We start from the raw sequence: 20,625 nt of genomic DNA, 5'->3' as shown, positions 1-20,625 counted from the left end.
TTTGCGAGTCGCTAGAGCATCTACCGAGTGAATTTTGTTGTGTTCCCGATTGTCTGCCCGAAATTAACTTTAGTAGTTAAGTTTCCGAAAAACTATTGCGTCTTCTAACTACTTCTGTAGTTTAGATAGCAATTTATAACTTTGGGTTGCTGATAGCAATATATTCTGAGTATGATGTATTATGCGTCCGGTTTCCCAGGTTTTTAATTAACGCCTCACGTTTACTATCATGAGGGTTTGCGCTGTTATATTTAGTGTGTAACCTAGCTTATTTGCTGTGTACTAGCGATCGCTAGTACGATCCCCGATAGCTGAGTTATCTAACTCTTGTTTGCCAGCCTCATTCCTCAAACTATATCCTAAATATTCCTTAACCAAGACTTATTTTTGGTGTGTTTGGGTATAGGAACATTATATATCGTGTAGTAATTACTGAGCTATCAGCGTATTTACTATACTCGCATATTTTTGCAAAAAAATATTCCGTACCTAAGTAAGAAAAGGTGTAGACAATGATACTTAATTTTTGTAAACCTCTGCAAACTTTGAAGATATTATTTCGTCATTAGTTTTAGTTTCTTGTTATACATATAACTACCACCTGCTCCATTGCTGTTGATGTATTGCTTCTCACATAGCAATTGCCCCCTCTAGAGAGTCTACAAATGCTTAAACCCCTTTTGCTGTCAGGATGGTTCCGCACCCAACCATTTCTCAATTACGTTGTCGTTGTGATGCTGATTGCACCCTTATTAGGAGCATCGGCTCACTCGATCCCAGTAAAATCCGAAGTACATAAACTAACTTCGATAACTGGAGAATCTGACTCTGTATCAAAGGAAATAGCTGTAGTTGGGGAACCTGAGATAGCTGAAACATTAAAAACAGATCAAATCGAATCGATAACAGAAGAATTTGACTCTGTGCCAACACAAAGTACTGCTGTTCAGGAACCGCAAGTATTACCAGCAAATAAAATTGAGTCTTCAACTGAAGTAGATAATTATCTCGCAAGCAGTGATTTAGATGTAAGTGATGTAACTGTTCCCGATTCTTTGGCAGCAGTTGAACTCGCACCATCAACAGATGTTCCTGTTAGTCAACTTAATTTAATACGCAAACTTAAAGCTGCTAATGTCAAGTCTTTGAGAGGACAAGAAAATTATCTCTCTAGAGAAAAATCTTTTACTGAATCATTGACAGCAACTCAAGTAGTACCAGCCATTAGAGAATCTCAATCAACCACAACGACGGAAATACCTGTTGTGGAACCAGCTAATGAGTCCCAAGCAGAACAAATAGACCCAATAGGTAGTCCTCATCCGATTCCTTGGAAATGGATTACAGCCACTCAAGAAGCTGTTGCTGCTAATGGTGGTTCTGGAGTGCGTCACTATCGCAGCGTACCCGTGATTTCTCCAGATGGTAAATATGCTGTTTATAGCCGGGTGCAACTGGAGGTAAAACCTCAAATGTACAACAGCCGTGTAACTAGCGTCATGTTTGTCCAAGATATGCACACTAAGAAATTGTGGGTGATGGCTTCAACGACTCCAGTTAGCGATCCTTTATTAAAGGTAAAGGCTGTAAAGGGGGAATCTTCAGAAGAAACTGATACGAGCGGTAAGATTGGGGTATTAGTTCCAGTTAGCTGGTCAGAAAAAGGCGATCGCTTCTTAGCACGCAAGTTTGATGGTATATTTAACACAGCTGATTCTACAGATAGTGCTGTGATTTGGGATCGGCAAAAAAATCACGTTAACACAGTCGCTCCTGTGAGTGAGGAAGAACATGAAAAAATTGCCGTATTGTTAGGGTGGAGTAAAAGCCAACCAGATCGCGTGTTATTCCGTGCAGGGGAATTGGGCGAGGAAAACTGGCCATTAATGCAAGTTGCTAATGATGGTAAGACTATCACTACAACAGATAACGATCGGGCGATTACTTTTGGTAAAAAGGTGACAGAAATTTGGGCAGGCCCACAAGTTGCCTACCGATAGATTATAAAAAACCCTACATACTCCCGTTGTCGTCACTGCTGACAACGGGATTTTTTTATCCCTGTTTTCAGAGAATGACAGAGGTTGGATATCTTCAATTTTTACTGTTTTGGTAAGACAAATTCATATTTTCAATCAGCAATATAATATCTGCCAAACCATCTATAAAAAGTAGTTTGTAGTCAGGACTAAAGTCCTGACTAAGAACGAACAATTTGACTAAATCATAAATATAAATACTTCAAATTCAAGCTAGAGAGGCTTATCACCTCTTTCCCATTCAGGTATGGCACCCTTCACCCGGCGAATGGGCAAATTGGCAATTAAAGCTGTGGTTCGTTGGTTGCTTTCTAAGGAGAACTCCAAGCCTTCTGTCTCAATTTCTACATAGCGACAGACTACATCTAGGATCTCCTTCCGCATTTTTTCCAACGTTTGAGGATCTAAGTCAGCGCGATCGTGAGCAATCACCAATTGCAGGCGACGTTTAACTTGAGTTCGACTGCTATCAGGGCCGCGAAAAAAAAGTTTTTCTAGAAGTTCAATCATTACGAATAGGTCTGGCGCGGAGACTGGAAAGGTAAGTTAAACAATCTTTGTCCTGAACAACCTTCGTATACGGGCGAAGATGCTGTCTTGGGACGAGTCGATCTCCAGAAATTCGACACTTTCCCCTTCTAATCTACGAGCAATGTTCTCAAAGGCTGTAGCAGCTAAAGATGGATTTTCCGCTAACACTAAGGGTTCGCCGCGATTGGTAGATACAATAACACGCTCGTCGTCAGGGATTACCCCGATCAGGGGAATGGCGAGAAGTTCCTGAACATCTTGCACTGACATCATATCATTTGCCTGCACCATTGAGGGTCTGATGCGGTTAATTATTAAATGAACACGCTTGATACCTTGTGCTTCTAGTAACCCTACTACCCGATCGGCATCGCGAACTGAGGAAATTTCTGGTGTGCTGACAACTAGCGCTTCTTTGGCCGGCCCGATCGCATTTTTAAACCCATTTTCAATCCCGGCAGGGCTATCAATAATCACATACTGATATTTTTGCGCTAGTGCATTCACCAATAACTTCATCTGTTCGGGTGTGACTGCATCTTTAGAGCGATTTTGGGCTGCCGGCAAAAGTACGAGATTGGGTTGGCGCTTATCTTTCACCAAGGCTTGTTCTAATCGGCACTCTCTGGCTAAGACTTCTACCGCAGTATAAACGATGCGGTTTTCCAGCCCTAAGAGCAAATCCAAATTTCTCAGACCAAAATCCGCATCAACCAAAGCAACTTGACGCCCCATTTTGGCTAAAGCCATACCCAAATTTGCTGAAACTGTGGTTTTACCCACTCCTCCTTTACCGGAGGTAATCACAATAATGCGAGTCATGATAGAAATGCGGTCAATGAGGGTTCAGGAAATATAAAACAGTAAATTGCAGTATAAAGTATGAAGTATCGTATCAAGTATGAAGAAATATCTGTTCTCCCTGATGAGGGTGAGGCATGAATATTTGTTTTATTTCATCTTTACTTATATACTTCATTCTTTAAGTAAATATTTATGGTTCTTGATTGCTCTTGGTGAATTGGTTTCTGGAAAAATCAGTCGCCCTAGCGATACGAATTCCTTGGGGCGTAATATGTGCCACCTCTGGATAAAACTGCATTGGCGGTTTCTCTGGTGCTCTAGCTACAGCATCTGCGATCCGCAGTTGGGTTGGTTCCATTTGCAAGGCCATAATCAGACACTCACTATTGCCTCCAGCCCCAGCATGAGCGATTCCACGCAGACGACCCCAGATAATAATATCTCCATCTGCAATTACAATACCACCTGGGTTTAAATCTCCCAAGAGAATTACTGTCCCAGGATGACGAATTTCTACTCCAGAGCGGACTGTCATTTCTAAATAGAGGGCATCTTCTTGGGGGATCGCTGTAGCTGTTGGCTCGGTACTCAGGGAAGTGACGGGCTGTAATTGTTCTACAGAATACCCAGAAGTTACAGCAGCGATCGCAGTTTGCCGCCGACTCGTCGAGACAGATATCAGTCGGAGTTGGACTTCACTCAAAGCCTCGGCGAGTTCTTGGAGTTGTCTGGTATCCACTAAACGGTCTTGTGCCATTAGATGCACAGGTGTATTAGATACCCGGAAGCGATCGCCTGCACTCAGACGTTGCCTGATTTGTTGCCAAATATCAGACCAAGTAAGTTCTGAAGCAGATACTTGAGATTCTGAGGGCAAAATTAATAACAATCGTCCCTCCTTACTTTTTAACTGAACTTGAGTATTATCATTTACGCGATGCCCTGGTAATGCTAACTCATTGGGATTTAAATCAGTCAGGATAAAATCCGATCCGGCATCAGTATTAGACTCTACATCTGGTTCAGCAGAATTTGACTCTACATCTCCAAGGACAGTATTTGATTTTAAATAAAGGAGGACAGATTTTAACTCAGCATCCGGGAGGATAGAATCTGACTCTACATCAGAAATAGTAGGATTTGCCTCTACCTCAGAAAGGATAGAGTTTGATTCTGCATTAGGAAGTGCAGAATTTGACTTTAGATTGGGAATCGCAGAATCAGAAGTCATATACTACTAGCCAAAAGACAACAGATTTTCAATTTTGGGTCGCACCTTTGGTGCGCTGACAGCGCAACTTGGATTTTGGATTTGTGTCACTCACAAGGGGTGTTGGCGTAGCGGGATATTAGTCCGACATTAACCAAAAGACTCTTTAATCTCAAATCGTTCGACTGAGCGTAGCCGTACCCCTCCGGGGAAGCAAGCTATGCGTTTCGCAGGAAAGTCTAAAATCTCAACTTGGCAAGGTCAACCTCTGATAAACTGTCCCCAAGGCATCAGCATCGCCGACATTACCTGGAAACAGCACCACAGGCAAATCAGGAAACTGGGGATGATCGGATGACGTTAACACCATTGAACAACCAGCTAAAATTTGACCGAGTAAACGGGCTGAAGTTAAAGCTAGTCCAGTACTCAAGACATCGTTTGAAGTAATGCCACCCTTGCTGATTAAGAATCCTATATCAGATGGTAAACCGCGCACAATATCCATCAATAAACCTGAAACTTTTTCCCCAAACTCCAATCGTGTCTTGACATCTTGAAAATTCAGTTCCTGACGGCTAGTATAAACCACTGGTGTTTTGCCAGCTTTGTGTGCCGCCCGTGTACTTTCTTGGATTTCAGTTAGTAATGTCGCAGATTGATTTGCATCATCAAGTAATCGCTCTACATTTACTTCGATGCCTACAGTTCCTTCTAGTTGCAACAGCGCCTCTAATTGCTGGGTAGTCTTTTTCACATGGGAACCAACAATCACCGCACCTGGTTTACCTTGGCGCACGTACTGCCCCATGTTTTCGGCAGTAATGGGTTGGGGTGGTAAAGCAGCTAAAGCCGTTAAAATGCTTGCTGCACTGCGAAACAGAAAGCGTTTCCCTTGACTTGCTGCTGCTAATATATCCACTGCAAAGCGGTTGAGATCGGTTTGAGTTTCACCATCGACAACAGCGCACTGATTACCATGAAGTTGTAACAATCGTTCCAAACTACCAGCGCGAATATCAGCTAGGACAAATCTTTCTACAGCTTCGGCACTAATTCGTCCTTGAGTCTTTTCTTCGACGTACTTGGGTAAGTAACTGTGATGGTAGCTGAAGACGGAATCACGGGCAAATTCGGTTTCATGGACTGGGGTGGTTACACTGTCAATCATCAAGTAATGCACGCTGTCACGGGTGATGCGTCCGCCTTCAAAAAATGCTGGTACGAGAAAATGAGCATCAAAGGGGCCAAGTTCTTGTGCGATCGCATCTGTTTCAATCGGATAATGTCCCCGCAAAGTAGAATCAGAACGGCTGACAACTAGAAAATCTTCAATTCCTTCAGCATTCAAAGCTGTTTTCAGGTTCTGGCAAACTTCTTTGGTGACAGATGCAGCTGACTCTGGCGTTAGCGATCTAGTATTAGTCAGCACAAAGAAAATCGGCGAATCATCCTGCAACCCACGGCGTAGAGTGTCTACATCCCAGTGCATTAGCAGCAAGCAGCTGTGGACTGTTTGAGAACCTGTAGGGTCATCATCCAGGACAATTATTTTGGGTTTGTTGCTCATTTAAGTCAACGGGGCGATTGTTTTCTGGGAAATTCATCAACAGAGGTAATTTCTACTCAGCCTTTCTGCAATTTTCTGATTTCTGCTTGTACATCGATCGCAATTTGCAATGATTGATTTAGCAGTTGAGCATATTCGCCTGCTTGACTACTAACTTGTAAAGCTTGCAGACTGGCTAAATTATTCACAAATAACTCTTGGTTATTAGCAAGCAATTTTTTATTATCTCGCAAAATTCGTTCCGTTTTCAGAGCGCGGACTAAATCTTCTCTAATTAGTTGTAAGGCGGCGGTGACTTTTTCTCGGTCATGGATACTGCTTTCTACATTTCCTGATGCTGCTAATTGGTCATTAATATCTATAGCAGCAACCAGGTCATGATATTTATCAACTTCGTCTAAAAGTATTGTCAGTCCTTCAGGACAGGTTAATTGTCGCCATAGCCATCGCCCCACTAATATCGGCATTGGCACTAAAATTAGTAAAAGAATTCCTAGTCGAATTGAAGAACCAATAGTTGGCAGAATAATAAACGCGTAAACAAAGCCCACAATTATTGGCGTTAGCGCCAGCGTCACCAGCATTTCACTGATAAAAAACCCTAATCGCTTTTTGCTATCTCGCAAAACCGAGGGGCGAAAAACGTCTTCTGGATCGAACCCAGTCAAACGTCTTAGTTCACCCTTACTAATTTCCAAGCCTATTAAGTCCGGCTGCACGTCTGCATACTCCTATGGAAACCCAAGTTGCGTATTCATTTTAATCGGGTTTACCGTGATGATTATGGTTATATTCAGGAAACCAGTTTTCATCTAAGATTTGTTCTAAAGAACCAATGGGTATGGCAGGAAATATGTCAATGGTAAGTTGAGAGCGATCGCTTGCTTCTTTCCTTGCATCTTGATAACATTCATCAAATATTTCTAAGATGTAAGGTTTTAAGCTAGGACTATCTTTTAAAGCTTTTTTAATCTCTCTACGAAAAGACCTGATTTCTCCTTTCGAATGTCCTTGATTACGTTCTCGTTCTTCATCCCAACACTTGAGTTTTAGTAGATGTTCAAGAAGCTTAATTAATAAACTTTCAATTGTTCGCTTCTCCCTTCTACCCATAGTTTCTAACTCTTCTAACAAATTCTCCAAATCAACAGCAGAAAACTGCCCAGCACGAAGTTGATTAATAGTTGTCCTCAGCCACAGGTAATAATCTTCATCGTATAAAGTTTGAGTTTCTGATGGGATTATTGGTTTCACCATACACTAGCCGAATCCTTAGTATTTTTTTAATTTATCTCAATTAAAGTTAATTGTTTCGGCTTTTACACCAATGCGTTGGGCTGCTGCAATTTTGTTTCGCATCAAAGCTAGCAATGGCGAAATCAAAAGAGTAGAACCAGCGCCTCGATCGCGTAGCAAGCGAGTTGCTAAAAAATAAACTAGACTTTTACCCCAACCAGTGCGTTGAACAACAAGTAACCGCGATCGCTGCTGAAGTAATTCTTCAATCGCTTCCCATTGTCCAGGGCGAAAATCGGCTGTGGAATTATCAAGCGCTTGACGCAGAAGCAATAATCCCTGTTTTTGAAAGTCGGTTGTCATATATACTAAGTGGCTATTGTCATTTCTGTTGTAACATCAAAGACAAACAGAACTTAGTTATGTTTAGGACTTACACCACTTATTTGTGAGGCTGTACCAAATTTGTGGGAATCTTCAACAGGTGTTCGAGGTTTGGGTTGTAGCTTTGACCTGCTAACGCTACATACTCAGCATCCCTCATGCTGAGGTTATGAATTTCAGTCAAGGTGAAATACCGAAAATATTCCTTAAGTCTAAATTAAAGCTTACTCAAAGAATGAGGTTTTCATTTCCCAAGTCATTGAGAATATACGAGTTCCCATTTATTAACCTCCAATTTATCAGCCCTATAAATCGATTATTATTGAGGGAAAAATGGCTAAAACTAAAGCAACAGACATTCTTTCATTAATTGAAGCAGAGCATCGGCAAGTTGAGAAACTTTTTGCAGAAGCAGAAAAAGCTAAATGTGCAAAATTGGTTGAGCAATTCAATCAAATCTATATAGAAGTGATCTTCCATGCAAGAACTGAAGAATTAGTCTTCTACCCAGCTTTGCGAGAATACGAAGAAACTGAACAATATGTTGAAGAAGCTGAATAAGAACATGAAGAAGTTTCAGTGATTTTAGAAGAAATTAAGGCGCTTAAGCCTAATAACCCTGAATTTAAAGAAAAAATGAGCGAATTGAAAGAAACACTTGAGCATCATGTAAAAGAAGAAGAAAGCGAAATTTTTAATGCCGTCCGCGAATGTATGAGCGAGCAAGAGCTAACTGAGTTGGGACAAGAGTTTCAAGAAACTAAAGCTAAGTTGGTATCAAATGTAGAAGCTGCATTAGCAATGTAAGAATGCGCTTTGTTCTAGATGTTTGCATAAATATGTTAGCCATAATTTACACGCAATTAGGGCATTAAAATTACCAAAATATTCCGGTTCTTCAGTACTTGTTATGCTAAATCATTAACAATAGATATCAGATGATGTCAAAAACAAGTATAAATAATCTGCTAAAGCATTATAGGGATTGACTTATAAAGAGTATTTATTGTTAACTGTAAATATAATTCAGACTATTTTTATATAAATTTACAGTCATGACTAGCAAAAGAGATATTAAGATTCTAACAGAACTTCTTGATTTAGGAGATATAAAAGTTGTATCGCATCGCCTCCACTATGGAATTGGAATTATTTTACAAACCGAATCAAAAAAAATATATAGTACTTGTCCCAGATGTGGCACAAAAAGTCAGAAATTACATCAAAATCATCGATATATTGTTAAAGACTTACCTTTTGGAGAACAGCCAGTATTTTTAGAAATTAATAGGCGGCAATTCAAATGTGAAATATGTAAAAAACCGTTTAGTGAAAATTTAGATTTTGTCAGAAAGAAAAGAACTTATACAAAGCGGCTTGCAAAGAAAACGATACAAGAAGTTTTAGAAAACGATATTCACACTGTAGCTTCAAAAGGGATAGTCACAACAGAAGAGATAGAAGGTATGTTAAAAGACGCAACGCTAGAATTATCAGATTCAAAACCTTTAAAATTAAAAAGACTTGGAATTGATGAGATAGCTCTAGTTAAAGGAAAAGGAAATTATTGTGCAGTACTAATAGATTTGGATACATCCAAACTGATTGCTATTTTAAGTGGACGGACTCAAGAAATAATAAAGGAAACTCTTATAGGATGGGGAACTGAAGTCTTAGAAAAAATAGAGGAAGTCAGTATAGATTTATGGAGAGGTTATAAAAACTTAGTGGCAGAATTAATGCCTGAAGCTCAAGTAGTTGCAGATAGATTTCACGTTATGGTTCAGATAAATAAGGAATTAGATACACAGAGAAAAAGAGAAAGGCGAAATACAGAAGAGTTAATAAAAAAAGCAAAGACATCAAAAGAAAAATTCAAACAGGAGCAAGTATTATCAGGATTAAATAAAAGTAAATATGTTTTACTTAAAAATGAGTCAGATTTAAACGAAGAGCAAAAAAATAAACTTATTCAGGTGAAAGCTGTGTCTCCTAGTCTAAAATTAATGCATGAATTGAAAGAGAAACTTAGAAGAGTTTTTAATAAAACAAATGATTGGTATCCGGCAGTTTTTAAATTGGGTATATGGCTATCAAAAGCTAAAAAATATTTCCCAAATAGTAACAATACTTTTATCCGATGGTTTGATGAAATAGTAGCTTACTTTGATAATAGGACAACAAGTGGTGCTGTTGAAGGCATCAATAACAAACTCAAGCTAATTAAGCGTTCAGCTTATGGGTTCAGAAACTTTAATAATTTTAGAGTAAGATGCTTATTAAATTGGCACTTTGATTATTAGTTTAGCATAACAAGTACTGAAGAACCAATATTCCTTCATTAAAAGAGGATAAAAATGACTGCTACAAATGGTAAGAACAAAATTCGTTACGCCGTTGTTGGTTTAGGTTGGTTTGCCCAAGAAGCTGCCTTACCTTCGTTTGCCAACGCCGAAAACTCAGAATTAGTGGCACTAGTTTCAGATGACCCCACTAAAAACGAAGAATTGAGCAAAAAGTATGGAATAGAGCATACTTACTCCTACGAAGAGTATGAGGACTGTTTGGCAAGCGGCGAGATTGATGCAGTTTATATTGCGCTGCCCAATCACTTGCATTGTGACTACACTGTGCGGGCTGCTAATCAGGCAATTCATGTGTTATGTGAAAAGCCAATGGCAGTTACAGAAAAAGAGTGTGAAACAATGATTCAAGCTGCCAATGATAACAATGTGAAGCTGATGATTGCCTATCGCTTACATTTAGAAGAAGCCAATTTACAAGCAGTTGAAATTTTGCGCTCAAAGCAAATTGGTGAACCACGAATTTTCAATTCTGTTTTTACTCAGCAAGTAGAAGAAGGCAATATTCGTTTACGAGATGTTACTGGTGGTGGCACGCTCTACGATATTGGCATCTACTGCATTAATGCTGCACGTTATCTATTTCAAGATGAACCAATTGAAGTATTTGCTGTAGCTGCCAATAACGGAGAACAACGCTTCAGCGAAGTGGAAGAAATGGCTAGCGTCATCTTGCGTTTCCCTAATGAGCGATTGGCAACATTTACCTGTAGCTTTGGAGGTGCAAGTGTTTCAACCTATCAGATTGTAGGTACTCAAGGCGATTTACGAGTAGAACCTGCATATCCTTGGCAAGGAGAAATCAAGCATTACCTGACAATTAATGGTGAAACTCAAGAGCGTACTTTTGAGGATCGCGATCAACTAGCGGCTGAATTTACTTATTTCTCTGATTGTATTCTCAAAGATAAAGACCCAGAACCATCTGGGACGGAAGGGTTGATTGATGTTTCGATTATTCAAGCACTTTACGAGTCAATTAAGACGGGTAAACCCGTACAGATCCAAACTCGCAATCGCCATCAACGTCCCACATCGGCTCAAACTATTGAGCGTCCTCCGAATGACGAGAAGCCAGACTTGATTCATGCTGCTGCACCTTCTGGCGAGTCGTAAGTTTGGTTTTAGAATGGGAATGCATTCATGTAGGCTGCTGACTCAATTTATGATTGCAGGCAGCAGCCTCTAATCAGACCACTAGTTATGTTGTAGCGATCGCTTAACAGAAACATCGGCTATTCATAAAATATAAGGGCACAAAATAACATTGTGCCCTTAGATGTTATTTATTCAATTAAAAACTGCTGTCTATGCTCAAATATTAAGGATAAAGACCTCTGTCAATCAGCGCCTGAGCCACTCTACCTACCCCCAGTGTGTAAGCTGCTAACCTTAAAGAAATTTGCCGTACCTCCGACTGGTGAATCACCTTGCGGTAGGCTTGCACCATCAAATGTTCCATTTCACGGTTGACGCGCTCCTCATCCCAAAATACGTAAGAAAGACCCTGCACCCACTCTAAATAACTGACCACTACACCGCCAGCATTCGCCAAAATATCTGGTAACACTGTCACACCCCGCGCCTCTAATGCCAAGTTAGCCTCAAGAGTAACCGGGCCGTTAGCTGCTTCTGCGACAATTTGCGCCTGCACCTGATTCACATTTTCTTCAGTGATTTGGTTCTCCAAAGCTGCTGGTATTAAGACATCACAGGGTAAAGTTAATAAATCTGCATTGCTAATTGGTACAGATTGCGGGAAACCAACAATACTCTTGCGATTTTCAGCAGCGTAGACTTTCAACTTGGGAATATCAAGACCAGCTTCAGAGAATATTCCCCCTGCACCTGTTGAAACGGCGATAATTTTCGCGCCTGCTTCATGTAGTAATTCTGCTGCGGCACAGCCAACGTTACCGAAACCTTGAATGGCTACTCGCACTCCTGCTAAAGATTTACCTCGATCTGCTAACGCCTCACGGACAATAATCATCGTGCCACGTCCGGTTGCCATTTCTCGTCCCAGTGAACCACCAATAGAAAGGGGTTTCCCAGTGACAACTCCTGGTACAGCATGACCAACATTTACAGAGTAGGTGTCCATCATCCAAGCCATCTCACGGGCAGAAGTACCCATATCTGGCGCAGGAATATCTACGGAAGGGCCAATATCTTTAATCAACTCGCTGATATAACGGCGGCTGATTCGCTCTAATTCGCCAACACTATAGCGTTTGGGATCTATAGCAATGCCACCCTTCCCACCACCGTAAGGAATACCTAACAAGGCGCATTTCCAGGTCATCAGCATTGCTAGAGCGGATACTTCCCGCAATGTCACAGCCGGATGGTAACGAATTCCACCCTTGTAGGGGCCTAAGACATCAGAATGCTGTACCCGGTGTCCAGCGAGAACTTGTATTTCCCCATCATCTAGTTTTACGGGAATGGAAACCGTAACAACTTTACGCGGGTGGCTGAGAATTTCCAGCAAACCCTGATTTAAATTTAATTCTTTAGCTGCCGCTTCTAAGTAGCTACAGGCTTGGTCAAATGGGCATATATGCGCTGGAGAAGCAGGTTCTGACAGCAACAGAGATTTTGAAATCATAAGTTTTCTCCTAATCACGGTATCTTTGCGAACCGGATCTCATCTGTACCTAAGCTTATCCTTTTTTTTTGAAAAAGGAAGAATTTTGTAGTTTTTGTTACAGTTTTATATTTTATATTCTGATATACGGAAATTATTCAAAAATCACCGTTTGTAGGGGCAGTGATGCGCCCATTGGTGTCAACTTAAGCTGGAAATAGCTTAAATGTTGGCTTCCATGCCCGCCCGGAAATAAATTTCTTTGGCTTTTAGGCTTAAGTCTACTGAAGTAGACTGGAGATTTTTGGCGATATTTAGTCATCTTCAGATGACTTTAGCTATGAGACGGGAATTTCAATTCCCGGCGGACAAGCGGTTTTACGTTAAGCTGACACCAATGCGGTGCGCCCCTAAATGAAAATTTATATATTTTTGGTCAGATAGTTAAACCCAAAATTTTTACCTTGCTAGTGCGATCGCGGCATTCTGTCCCCCAAAGCCAAAACTCAAACATAATACCTGCCGGATTTTGCTTAGACGTGCTGCTGTAACAATATCTAAATCAAACTCTGGCTGCTGCAAACCTAAACAAGGCGGTAATATTTGATGCTTTAGCGCCATGAGAGAAAAAGCCACACCTAAAGCTCCAGATGCCCCTAGTGTATGACCTGTGCTTCCTTTCGTGGAACTAACTGCCACGCCTTCGGGAAACAAACGCTGGATTACCATGCTCTCCATCTGGTCATTTAGCTGGGTAGCTGTACCATGAGCATGAATGTAATCAATATCGCCTGGTAATAGACAACTACGTTCTAGACATTGTTTGATAGCAGCGATCGCACTTTTCCCTTCAGGTTCTGGTGAATTACTATGATATGCGTCGTTAGTTAAGCCAAAACCGAGAATTTCACCATACACTTTTGCTTGACGCTGTTTTGCCAACTCTGCTGATTCTAAGACAAACACAGCTGCGCCTTCACCCAACACTAAGCCTTCTCGCTGTAAATCAAAGGGATAAGCGCCAGTTTTCGCCAAAGCACCCATCTGCTGAAATCCAGCTAAAGTTAAGGGTGTAATCGGTGCTTCCACTGCACCTGCGATCGCTTGTTGACATTGCCCAGTTTGTATAAGCATAGCTGCTTGGGCAATAGACCAAATTCCAGTAGTACAAGCTGCCATCGGTGCTAAAACTATACCTGATGCACCGATTTGTCGCGCGGCTGCGATCGCATTTATATGAGGTAATGTATCTAGCCAATTTCCCAAAGAGGACACGGGAAAATTTTTCGCGTCACTATACATTTGCCGCGCCAGCATTTCCCAAGACGCTTGATAAGAGCGACTCGATCCAATAACTACAGCACAATCAGCTAAAGGTGCAACTAACCCAGAATCTTCTAAAGCAGAAGCAACAACCATCTGAGTTAACCTTGTCAACTCAGATGGTTGTTTACCAATCAAACCTAGAGGAAGTGGTGTAAGTTCTGAAAACGGTTGATGTAACCGTATTCCAGATTTACCTACGATTAAATTTTGCCAACTATCCTCTAAGCTTCCACCCAAAGCGGAAACTAAACCAATACCAGTAACAACAATTTTGACCAATTTAGGAGTTAGGAGTTAAAAGTGAGGAGTTAAGAGTTTTTCCCTCGCCCCCCTGCTCCCCTGCTCCCCTGCCCTCTTCCTCCTACTGTCCTGGCGCTTTCAGATTTTCAGCACCTTGAGTGACTTTAGCAGAGTCAATGCGATCGCCTTGCTGAATTTTGTTTACGACATCAAAGCCTTGAGTGACATTGCCAAACACGGCGTAGTTACCATCCAAAAAAGCTAGATCCGCTAAAGCAAAGTAAAACTGAGCAGAAGCAGAGTCTGGTGATTGCGATCGCGCCATCGCTACTGCACCTTGTTTATGGGGCAATATGACAGCTTGAGCAGTAGCATCAAATGGTTTATTGTAAATCGGAGTATCTGAACCTTTAACTTTAATTTCTAAAGGTATATAACGAGCATTTCCCGTTTTTGGGTCAATATAGCTACCTGTTCCTAGTTGATCTGCTGGAACTTTCGGGTCTTTGCTTTTTGGATCGCCCCCTTGAACTACAAACGGTTGGGGATCGCGCACAACTCGATGGAAAGCTAAACCATCGTACACACCCTTTTGCACTAAATCTACGAAGTTGCCAGCTGTAATGGGGGCATCAGTGCCGTCTACTTCGATAGTAATCGGCGAACCTTTAACCGTGATTACCACAGTAGCCTTGCCCTCTAGTCTTGGTAAATCTGTTATTCCAGGAATACTCTCACTAATAGTTTGAGATACAGAAGTTGCTTCAGTAGTTGCCTTGGTGCTTGCCTCGCTTGTGGCCGAGGTAGCTGTCGAGTTTGGAGAAGAGCTATTAGAAGCGACTTGCTGTGTTGAACATCCTCCCAACATCAAGGCACTGATAATTACAAGAGAAAGCAAAAATTGTGAAATTTTTAACCGCATTGCCTGTTACCGATTTAACCAGAGTATCTTATCGTTTTGAGGGGCATTGGAGATAAGAGGCAGAGGGGCAGGGAGCAAGGGAGCAGAGGGGAAAGAGGTAATTTAATTTTTATTTTCCCCCTTGCCCTCTGCTCCCCGGCTTCTTCCCCCACTTTCTTAAAGTCCTTCTAGCGACACTCCCAAAAAGCGGGCTAACTTTGCGCCTTCTGTTTCCAACTCTGTTAAAGATAACGGTTGTCCAACCCGTGTTAATGGTATATCTCGCCGTCCCTTAATGCGTAGATAGAGGGCGCGACGGGGGTTAAGACCTTCTTTTACGTCTATTAGTACAGATTGGACATCTTCTATGCGGCTATCAATCTGAATTCGGCGGTTTTTGCCAGGAAACCCCCAACGGAAGATTTTGATTGCGCCAGTTTCGCGATCGAATTCGTTGTAACCGCCTCCAACATCCAATAAAATCACTAGCCAAAGGTATGTGGCTAATAGCAAGCCAGCAGCACCATATAACCCCATCACTAATCCTTGGGGGACGAATACCAGTTGAGTGGGATCGGAAACTATGAGTAAATTAACTTTTAAATAACTGGATATTCCAGACAATAAAAAGCCGCTTGCTCCCAAGGTAACGATAGTTGCCCACCAGTAGTTACTGAACCGACGAGAACCGAGAACATTTTGGTGCAGGAGGCGATCGCCTTTGTTAATCGTTGTTGATGTCGTCATTGAACTACTATTGCCCGTGAGATACTCGCTGTCACATACTCGCACACTAAATGCTTTTGCATAGAGTGCTGGGTTCGTGTGCCAATCCGGCTATTGCTTAGGAGGCACGGAGAGCTATGTTTGAAGTCCACGGGAACCCTGCCGCAGACTATAAATTTTTCACTTTGTACCCTACAAATTTACTGTCTTGGATAATGCTGGCTTCCTTATACTAAGGGACAAACCACTTATGCTATTTGTATTTAGTCAAGATATGCCAACTTCCCTTCTCCTTGTCTAACGTTTCACATAGGTTTTCCAGAGGTGTATCAACGACGTGGCGGCAAAGTCATTATCCACATTTTACCAAACATCGTTGACAAAAACTCAACTGCGCCCTTCCATGTTCCTGCTACCGATATAATTTTTTCGGGAATGTTGTACTATTTTTTTACTCAATGGCCGATTAAAATTCTTTCTCCCTGTCCTTCAGCCCCCCTTATTCCCTGCTACCCTCTCCCTGCCTCTTTTTGACCTCTTGAAAGGAGTTATCTACCTACCTCTATCTGTATTAAATTTTTTTAGATTTCTGAGAAAAGTTGTGTCAAATTGTAAAATTTCTGATATTCATATTATTTATAAGGTTCGTGTTTCATAGCTCATTTCCTTTTGCGTATCAGGCAAAAACCCTGAGTAGTGTGATAAGTTAAGAATCATTAAGTTACTACAAGCTAGATTACTAGCCGATGGTACGTGTAATGTCATAACCCTGAGAAATAATGACTTAACTAGTCAGTAAGCTCTCAGAATCTCAGTTACTTAAAAGCAGTTGAGATTGTCAAAAAAAACGTTAATTCCTCACGGCAGTCGGTTACATTGGCTTTCCGTAATGCCTTAGAAACGTTGCAATTTTAGTAAAAAAAGAGGATTTTAGTCCGATGACCATCGCAGTTGGACGCGCCCCTAGTAGAGGGTGGTTTGACGTTCTAGACGACTGGCTCAAGCGCGATCGCTTCGTATTCGTAGGTTGGTCAGGGATATTATTATTCCCCTGCGCCTTCCTAGCACTAGGCGGTTGGCTGACCGGCACCACCTTCGTCACCTCTTGGTACACCCACGGATTAGCCTCCTCTTACCTAGAAGGCTGTAACTTCCTGACAGTGGCAGTATCCACCCCCGCCGACAGCATGGGACATTCCCTATTGCTGTTGTGGGGACCAGAAGCCCAAGGCGACCTCACCCGTTGGTTCCAACTGGGTGGGTTGTGGCCATTTGTTGCCCTACACGGAGCCTTCGGTTTAATCGGCTTCATGTTGCGGCAATTTGAAATTGCGCGTCTAGTAGGGATACGTCCTTACAACGCCCTCGCCTTCTCTGCTCCCATTGCAGTATTCGTCAGCGTATTCCTGATGTACCCCTTGGGACAATCAAGCTGGTTCTTTGCACCCAGCTTTGGCGTTGCGGCAATTTTCCGATTCCTGCTATTCCTGCAAGGGTTCCACAACTGGACACTCAACCCCTTCCACATGATGGGTGTTGCGGGTGTATTGGGTGGTGCTTTATTGTGCGCCATTCACGGTGCGACAGTAGAAAACACCTTGTTTGAAGATGGTGATGGTGCTAACACCTTCCGCGCCTTCAACCCAACCCAGTCGGAAGAAACCTACTCAATGGTGACGGCAAACCGTTTCTGGTCACAGATTTTCGGTATTGCTTTCTCAAACAAACGCTGGTTGCACTTCTTTATGTTGTTCGTGCCAGTCACAGGCTTGTGGATGAGTGCCGTCGGCATCGTCGGTTTAGCACTCAACCTGCGGGCTTATGATTTCGTTTCCCAAGAATTACGGGCGGCGGAAGACCCTGAGTTTGAAACCTTCTATACCAAAAACATTTTGCTAAACGAGGGTATCCGCGCTTGGATGGCTCCTCAAGATCAACCCCACGAACAATTTGTATTCCCTGAGGAGGTATTACCACGTGGTAACGCTCTCTAATAGACCAAATATCTTAGGCGGCGCTGGACGCGACCAAGAATCCACTGGGTTTGCCTGGTGGTCTGGTAACGCACGTTTAATCAACCTATCTGGTAAACTGCTGGGTGCTCACGTTGCCCACGCTGGTTTGATTGTATTCTGGGCTGGAGCGATGACTTTGTTTGAAGTCGCTCACTTCATTCCTGAAAAGCCTATGTACGAACAGGGCTTGATCCTGTTACCTCACCTTGCCACTCAGGGCTGGGGTGTTGGTGCTGGTGGTGAAGTCATCGACACCTTCCCTTACTTTGTTGTCGGTGTACTCCACCTAATTTCCTCAGCCGTCCTTGGCTTTGGCGGCATCTATCATGCCGTTCGTGGTCCAGAAACCTTAGAAGAATACTCTGCTTTCTTTGGTTACGACTGGAAAGACAAGAACAAGATGACCAACATCATCGGGTTCCACCTGATTATTTTGGGAATCGGTGCACTGCTGTTAGTGCTAAAGGCAATGTTCTTTGGTGGGTTGTATGACACCTGGGCACCAGGTGGTGGTGATGTTCGGATTATTACTAATCCGACATTGAACCCAGCAGTTATTTTCGGTTATGTAATCAAGTCTCCCTTTGGTGGCGAAGGCTGGATTATCAGCGTCAATAACTTAGAAGATGTGGTTGGTGGTCACATTTGGGTCGCCTTTATCTTAATTTCTGGTGGTATTTTCCACATTCTTACCAAGCCTTTTGCTTGGTCACGTCGTGCATCCATCTGGTCTGGTGAGGCTTACCTCTCTTACAGCTTGGGCGCTCTTTCGCTGATGGGCTTTATTGCCTCAATCTTTGTTTGGTTCAACAACACCGTTTATCCAAGCGAATTTTTTGGCCCTACTGGTCCAGAAGCTTCTCAAGCTCAGGCTTTGACCTTCTTGATTCGTGACCAACGCTTGGGTGCTAACGTCGGTTCCGCCCAAGGTCCTACTGGTCTAGGTAAATACCTGATGCGCTCTCCAACTGGTGAAATCATCTTTGGTGGTGAAACCATGCGCTTCTGGGATTTCCGCGGCCCTTGGTTGGAGCCTTTACGTGGTCCCAACGGTCTTGATTTGGAAAAAATCAAGAATGATATTCAGCCTTGGCAAGCTCGTCGCGCTGCTGAATACATGACCCACGCTCCTTTGGGTTCTTTGAACTCCGTAGGTGGTGTGGCTACCGAAATTAACTCCTTCAACTACGTATCTCCTCGCGCTTGGTTGGCAACTTCTCACTTCGTACTAGCATTCTTCTTCCTAGTTGGTCACTTGTGGCACGCTGGTCGCGCACGGGCTGCGGCTGGTGGTTTTGAGAAAGGAATTAACCGTGATACTGAGCCAGTGATGTTCATGGACGACCTAGATTAGGTTGTAAAGTTTATTTCATCACTGACTATTAATTTAAAGGCTCTTGCGTAAAAGCAAGGGCTTTTTTTATAGGAAAATTAGTAATCTATTAATTAAAGTGAGCAGACTTGCCAAGGTAACTAATCTATGAACGATTCCAATTTTATTGATGCTTTGCGATGGACATCTGAAGCTAAGGAAAAGTTACAAAATATTCCCTTTTTTGTCCGCTCTCAAGCTAAATCCAGAATTGAACAGCTGGCTCGTGAAGCAGGCCAAGATGTTGTGACTGCTGATTTGGTAGAACAGGCTAGGCTTGAGTTTGGACAATGAATCAGAAGTCAGAATTGCTAAATACTCTACTCATATAAGAATAGAGTTTTAAGGCAAGAATATTACAGTCAATTTAATTCATAATTACGAATTACGAATTACGAATTATTCTCAATTTCCTCCTACATTCATTGCTGCTAAAACAGCCTTCTGACTTACATCTCTGTAAACGGTATTCAAATATTTCATTACCACATCACTCGAAGTTGAATTTACTGTATTTTCCTCTTCCTTTGCTAGTGGAATCGCTCCCAATACATCTAATATCGTCTCGCTGCTGGAGGGCACAATAACTACCAAGGATGACTCTAGTGGCTCATTGTATTGCCAGAAAGAGTCAATTTTTACAGAGTATTTGTTATTAGTAATTGACTGTTGAACATCAAGCATTTCTGTAGTATTGGGTTCAATCTTGGCACTACGTAGTTTACGCAAATCGCTGATAATTTGCTCTTTGGTACGTCCGCGCAATTGAAATAGTACAAAGGGGTCTTCACTGAAGCGATCGCCTAACTGATAGTATATAGCACCAATGTGTTTACAGGGATTTGCTTTATCAGGACAAGAGCATTTACTATGGACATCACCAAGGGTAAATGGAAATATCGAAAGACCATTAGCCGTGAAGACTTCTTCTATATTTTGTGGCATTTCTCCTGCTAGTAGCTTGGCAGCAAAAATTGCCCTTTGGGACATGGTTTCAATTACATAACCCCACTGTTCATCGGTAAATGGTTCAAGGGAGAGGGAAACTTTATAGGGTTCTACTTCGCTACCTTGAACCCTAGCTAATACTTTTGCACCTTTAAATTCGATGCTGAGAACATTTCCTTGACGAGCATAATTTCTCGCACGTTCTAAACGCTTTTTAAACCGATAAGAGTCTAACAAATCTAGCCATTGTTGTGACCACCATTCTCGACTTGCTTGTAATGTGTAATTAGTCATAATCAATTGAAAAAATTAGTAGTCTGTCTAATTAATTTTATGAGGTTCGTAGTGAGCGCTAAAGCGCTCAAATTAA

20 protein-coding genes are annotated in these 20,625 nt (G+C 42.1%); 8 read left to right on the top strand and 12 right to left on the bottom strand.

Features of this window, described 5'->3' with window-relative positions; all coding sequences use genetic code 11:
* Positions 1 to 665 precede the first annotated feature (665 nt).
* Positions 666 to 2,000: a hypothetical protein gene (locus tag V7K45_RS32435; RefSeq protein ID WP_335010042.1), complete on the top strand. Its 1,335-nt coding sequence runs from the start codon at positions 666 to 668 to the stop codon at positions 1,998 to 2,000.
* A 252-nt stretch (positions 2,001 to 2,252) separates the two neighbouring features.
* Here V7K45_RS32435 and minE read toward each other — a convergent pair whose 3' ends face one another.
* The 7 genes from minE to V7K45_RS32400 all read right to left on the bottom strand — a co-directional run bounded on the left by minE (position 2,253) and on the right by V7K45_RS32400 (position 7,753).
* The gene (minE, locus tag V7K45_RS32430) at positions 2,253 to 2,549 is read right to left on the bottom strand and encodes a cell division topological specificity factor MinE (RefSeq protein WP_094350996.1); all 297 of its coding nucleotides are present in this window, start codon (positions 2,547 to 2,549) and stop codon (positions 2,253 to 2,255) included.
* Positions 2,550 to 2,585: 36 nt separating this feature from the next.
* Entirely contained in the window at positions 2,586 to 3,392 is an 807-nt protein-coding gene (minD, locus tag V7K45_RS32425) for a septum site-determining protein MinD (RefSeq protein ID WP_104908781.1), read from the bottom strand.
* A 172-nt stretch (positions 3,393 to 3,564) separates the two neighbouring features.
* Positions 3,565 to 4,605: a septum site-determining protein MinC gene (gene minC, locus V7K45_RS32420; RefSeq protein ID WP_335010040.1), complete on the bottom strand. Its 1,041-nt coding sequence runs from the start codon at positions 4,603 to 4,605 to the stop codon at positions 3,565 to 3,567.
* Positions 4,606 to 4,831: 226 nt separating this feature from the next.
* Positions 4,832 to 6,154, bottom strand: a complete 1,323-nt coding sequence (locus V7K45_RS32415) for a four-carbon acid sugar kinase family protein (RefSeq protein WP_335010038.1) — start codon at positions 6,152 to 6,154, stop codon at positions 4,832 to 4,834.
* Between the two features lie 56 nt (positions 6,155 to 6,210).
* Entirely contained in the window at positions 6,211 to 6,873 is a 663-nt protein-coding gene (locus V7K45_RS32410) for a hypothetical protein (protein WP_335010036.1), read from the bottom strand.
* 40 nt (positions 6,874 to 6,913) lie between these two features.
* Positions 6,914 to 7,411 carry a DUF29 domain-containing protein gene (locus V7K45_RS32405; RefSeq protein ID WP_335010034.1) on the bottom strand — a complete coding sequence of 166 codons (498 nt, stop codon included), beginning with the start codon at positions 7,409 to 7,411 and terminating at the stop codon, positions 6,914 to 6,916.
* Positions 7,412 to 7,447: 36 nt separating this feature from the next.
* Positions 7,448 to 7,753 carry a DEAD/DEAH box helicase gene (locus tag V7K45_RS32400; RefSeq protein WP_335010032.1) on the bottom strand — a complete coding sequence of 102 codons (306 nt, stop codon included), beginning with the start codon at positions 7,751 to 7,753 and terminating at the stop codon, positions 7,448 to 7,450.
* A gap of 354 nt (positions 7,754 to 8,107) precedes the next feature.
* On the opposite strand from V7K45_RS32400, the gene V7K45_RS32395 reads away from it, so the two are divergent.
* The 4 genes from V7K45_RS32395 to V7K45_RS32380 all read left to right on the top strand — a co-directional run bounded on the left by V7K45_RS32395 (position 8,108) and on the right by V7K45_RS32380 (position 11,253).
* Positions 8,108 to 8,335 (top strand): hemerythrin domain-containing protein, encoded by a 228-nt coding sequence (locus tag V7K45_RS32395; protein ID WP_335010030.1) that lies wholly within the window; start codon positions 8,108 to 8,110, stop codon positions 8,333 to 8,335.
* 18 nt (positions 8,336 to 8,353) lie between these two features.
* Positions 8,354 to 8,581: a hypothetical protein gene (locus V7K45_RS32390; RefSeq protein ID WP_335010027.1), complete on the top strand. Its 228-nt coding sequence runs from the start codon at positions 8,354 to 8,356 to the stop codon at positions 8,579 to 8,581.
* A gap of 248 nt (positions 8,582 to 8,829) precedes the next feature.
* Entirely contained in the window at positions 8,830 to 10,077 is a 1,248-nt protein-coding gene (locus tag V7K45_RS32385) for an ISL3 family transposase (RefSeq protein WP_442942092.1), read from the top strand.
* A gap of 54 nt (positions 10,078 to 10,131) precedes the next feature.
* Positions 10,132 to 11,253 (top strand): Gfo/Idh/MocA family oxidoreductase, encoded by a 1,122-nt coding sequence (locus tag V7K45_RS32380; protein ID WP_335010025.1) that lies wholly within the window; start codon positions 10,132 to 10,134, stop codon positions 11,251 to 11,253.
* Between the two features lie 205 nt (positions 11,254 to 11,458).
* On the opposite strand, the gene V7K45_RS32375 is transcribed toward V7K45_RS32380, so the two are convergent.
* From V7K45_RS32375 to V7K45_RS32360, 4 genes are all read right to left on the bottom strand, one after another.
* Complete coding sequence (locus V7K45_RS32375) at positions 11,459 to 12,748, bottom strand: Glu/Leu/Phe/Val family dehydrogenase (protein WP_335010023.1); 1,290 nt, start codon at positions 12,746 to 12,748, stop codon at positions 11,459 to 11,461.
* Positions 12,749 to 13,186: 438 nt separating this feature from the next.
* The gene (locus V7K45_RS32370) at positions 13,187 to 14,332 is read right to left on the bottom strand and encodes a beta-ketoacyl-ACP synthase (RefSeq protein WP_335010021.1); all 1,146 of its coding nucleotides are present in this window, start codon (positions 14,330 to 14,332) and stop codon (positions 13,187 to 13,189) included.
* 82 nt (positions 14,333 to 14,414) lie between these two features.
* Positions 14,415 to 15,215 carry a peptidylprolyl isomerase gene (locus tag V7K45_RS32365; protein ID WP_335010019.1) on the bottom strand — a complete coding sequence of 267 codons (801 nt, stop codon included), beginning with the start codon at positions 15,213 to 15,215 and terminating at the stop codon, positions 14,415 to 14,417.
* Positions 15,216 to 15,371: 156 nt separating this feature from the next.
* On the bottom strand, positions 15,372 to 15,941 hold the full coding sequence (locus V7K45_RS32360; protein ID WP_335010017.1) for a photosystem I assembly protein Ycf4: 570 nt from the start codon (positions 15,939 to 15,941) through the stop codon (positions 15,372 to 15,374).
* 917 nt (positions 15,942 to 16,858) lie between these two features.
* On the opposite strand from V7K45_RS32360, the gene psbD reads away from it, so the two are divergent.
* The 3 genes from psbD (at position 16,859) to V7K45_RS32345 (ending at position 19,601) form a co-directional block, all read left to right on the top strand.
* Entirely contained in the window at positions 16,859 to 17,914 is a 1,056-nt protein-coding gene (gene psbD / locus V7K45_RS32355; protein ID WP_322694081.1) for a photosystem II D2 protein (photosystem q(a) protein), read from the top strand.
* The gene (gene psbC / locus V7K45_RS32350; protein WP_335010015.1) at positions 17,898 to 19,289 is read left to right on the top strand and encodes a photosystem II reaction center protein CP43; all 1,392 of its coding nucleotides are present in this window, start codon (positions 17,898 to 17,900) and stop codon (positions 19,287 to 19,289) included. Before psbD ends, psbC begins: the two co-directional genes overlap by 17 nt.
* Positions 19,290 to 19,415: 126 nt before the next feature.
* Positions 19,416 to 19,601, top strand: coding sequence for a PCP reductase family protein (locus tag V7K45_RS32345; protein ID WP_335010013.1), 186 nt, complete (start codon positions 19,416 to 19,418; stop codon positions 19,599 to 19,601).
* A 111-nt stretch (positions 19,602 to 19,712) separates the two neighbouring features.
* On the opposite strand, the gene V7K45_RS32340 is transcribed toward V7K45_RS32345, so the two are convergent.
* On the bottom strand, positions 19,713 to 20,549 hold the full coding sequence (locus V7K45_RS32340) for an SWIM zinc finger family protein (protein WP_335010011.1): 837 nt from the start codon (positions 20,547 to 20,549) through the stop codon (positions 19,713 to 19,715).
* Positions 20,550 to 20,625: the final 76 nt, after the last annotated feature.

The sequence above is a fragment of the Nostoc sp. genome, from assembly GCF_036917375.1.
Taxonomy (GTDB): domain Bacteria; phylum Cyanobacteriota; class Cyanobacteriia; order Cyanobacteriales; family Nostocaceae; genus Nostoc.
Note: the sequence above shows the minus strand (reverse complement) of the source record. Positions and strands in the feature narration are given on the sequence as shown.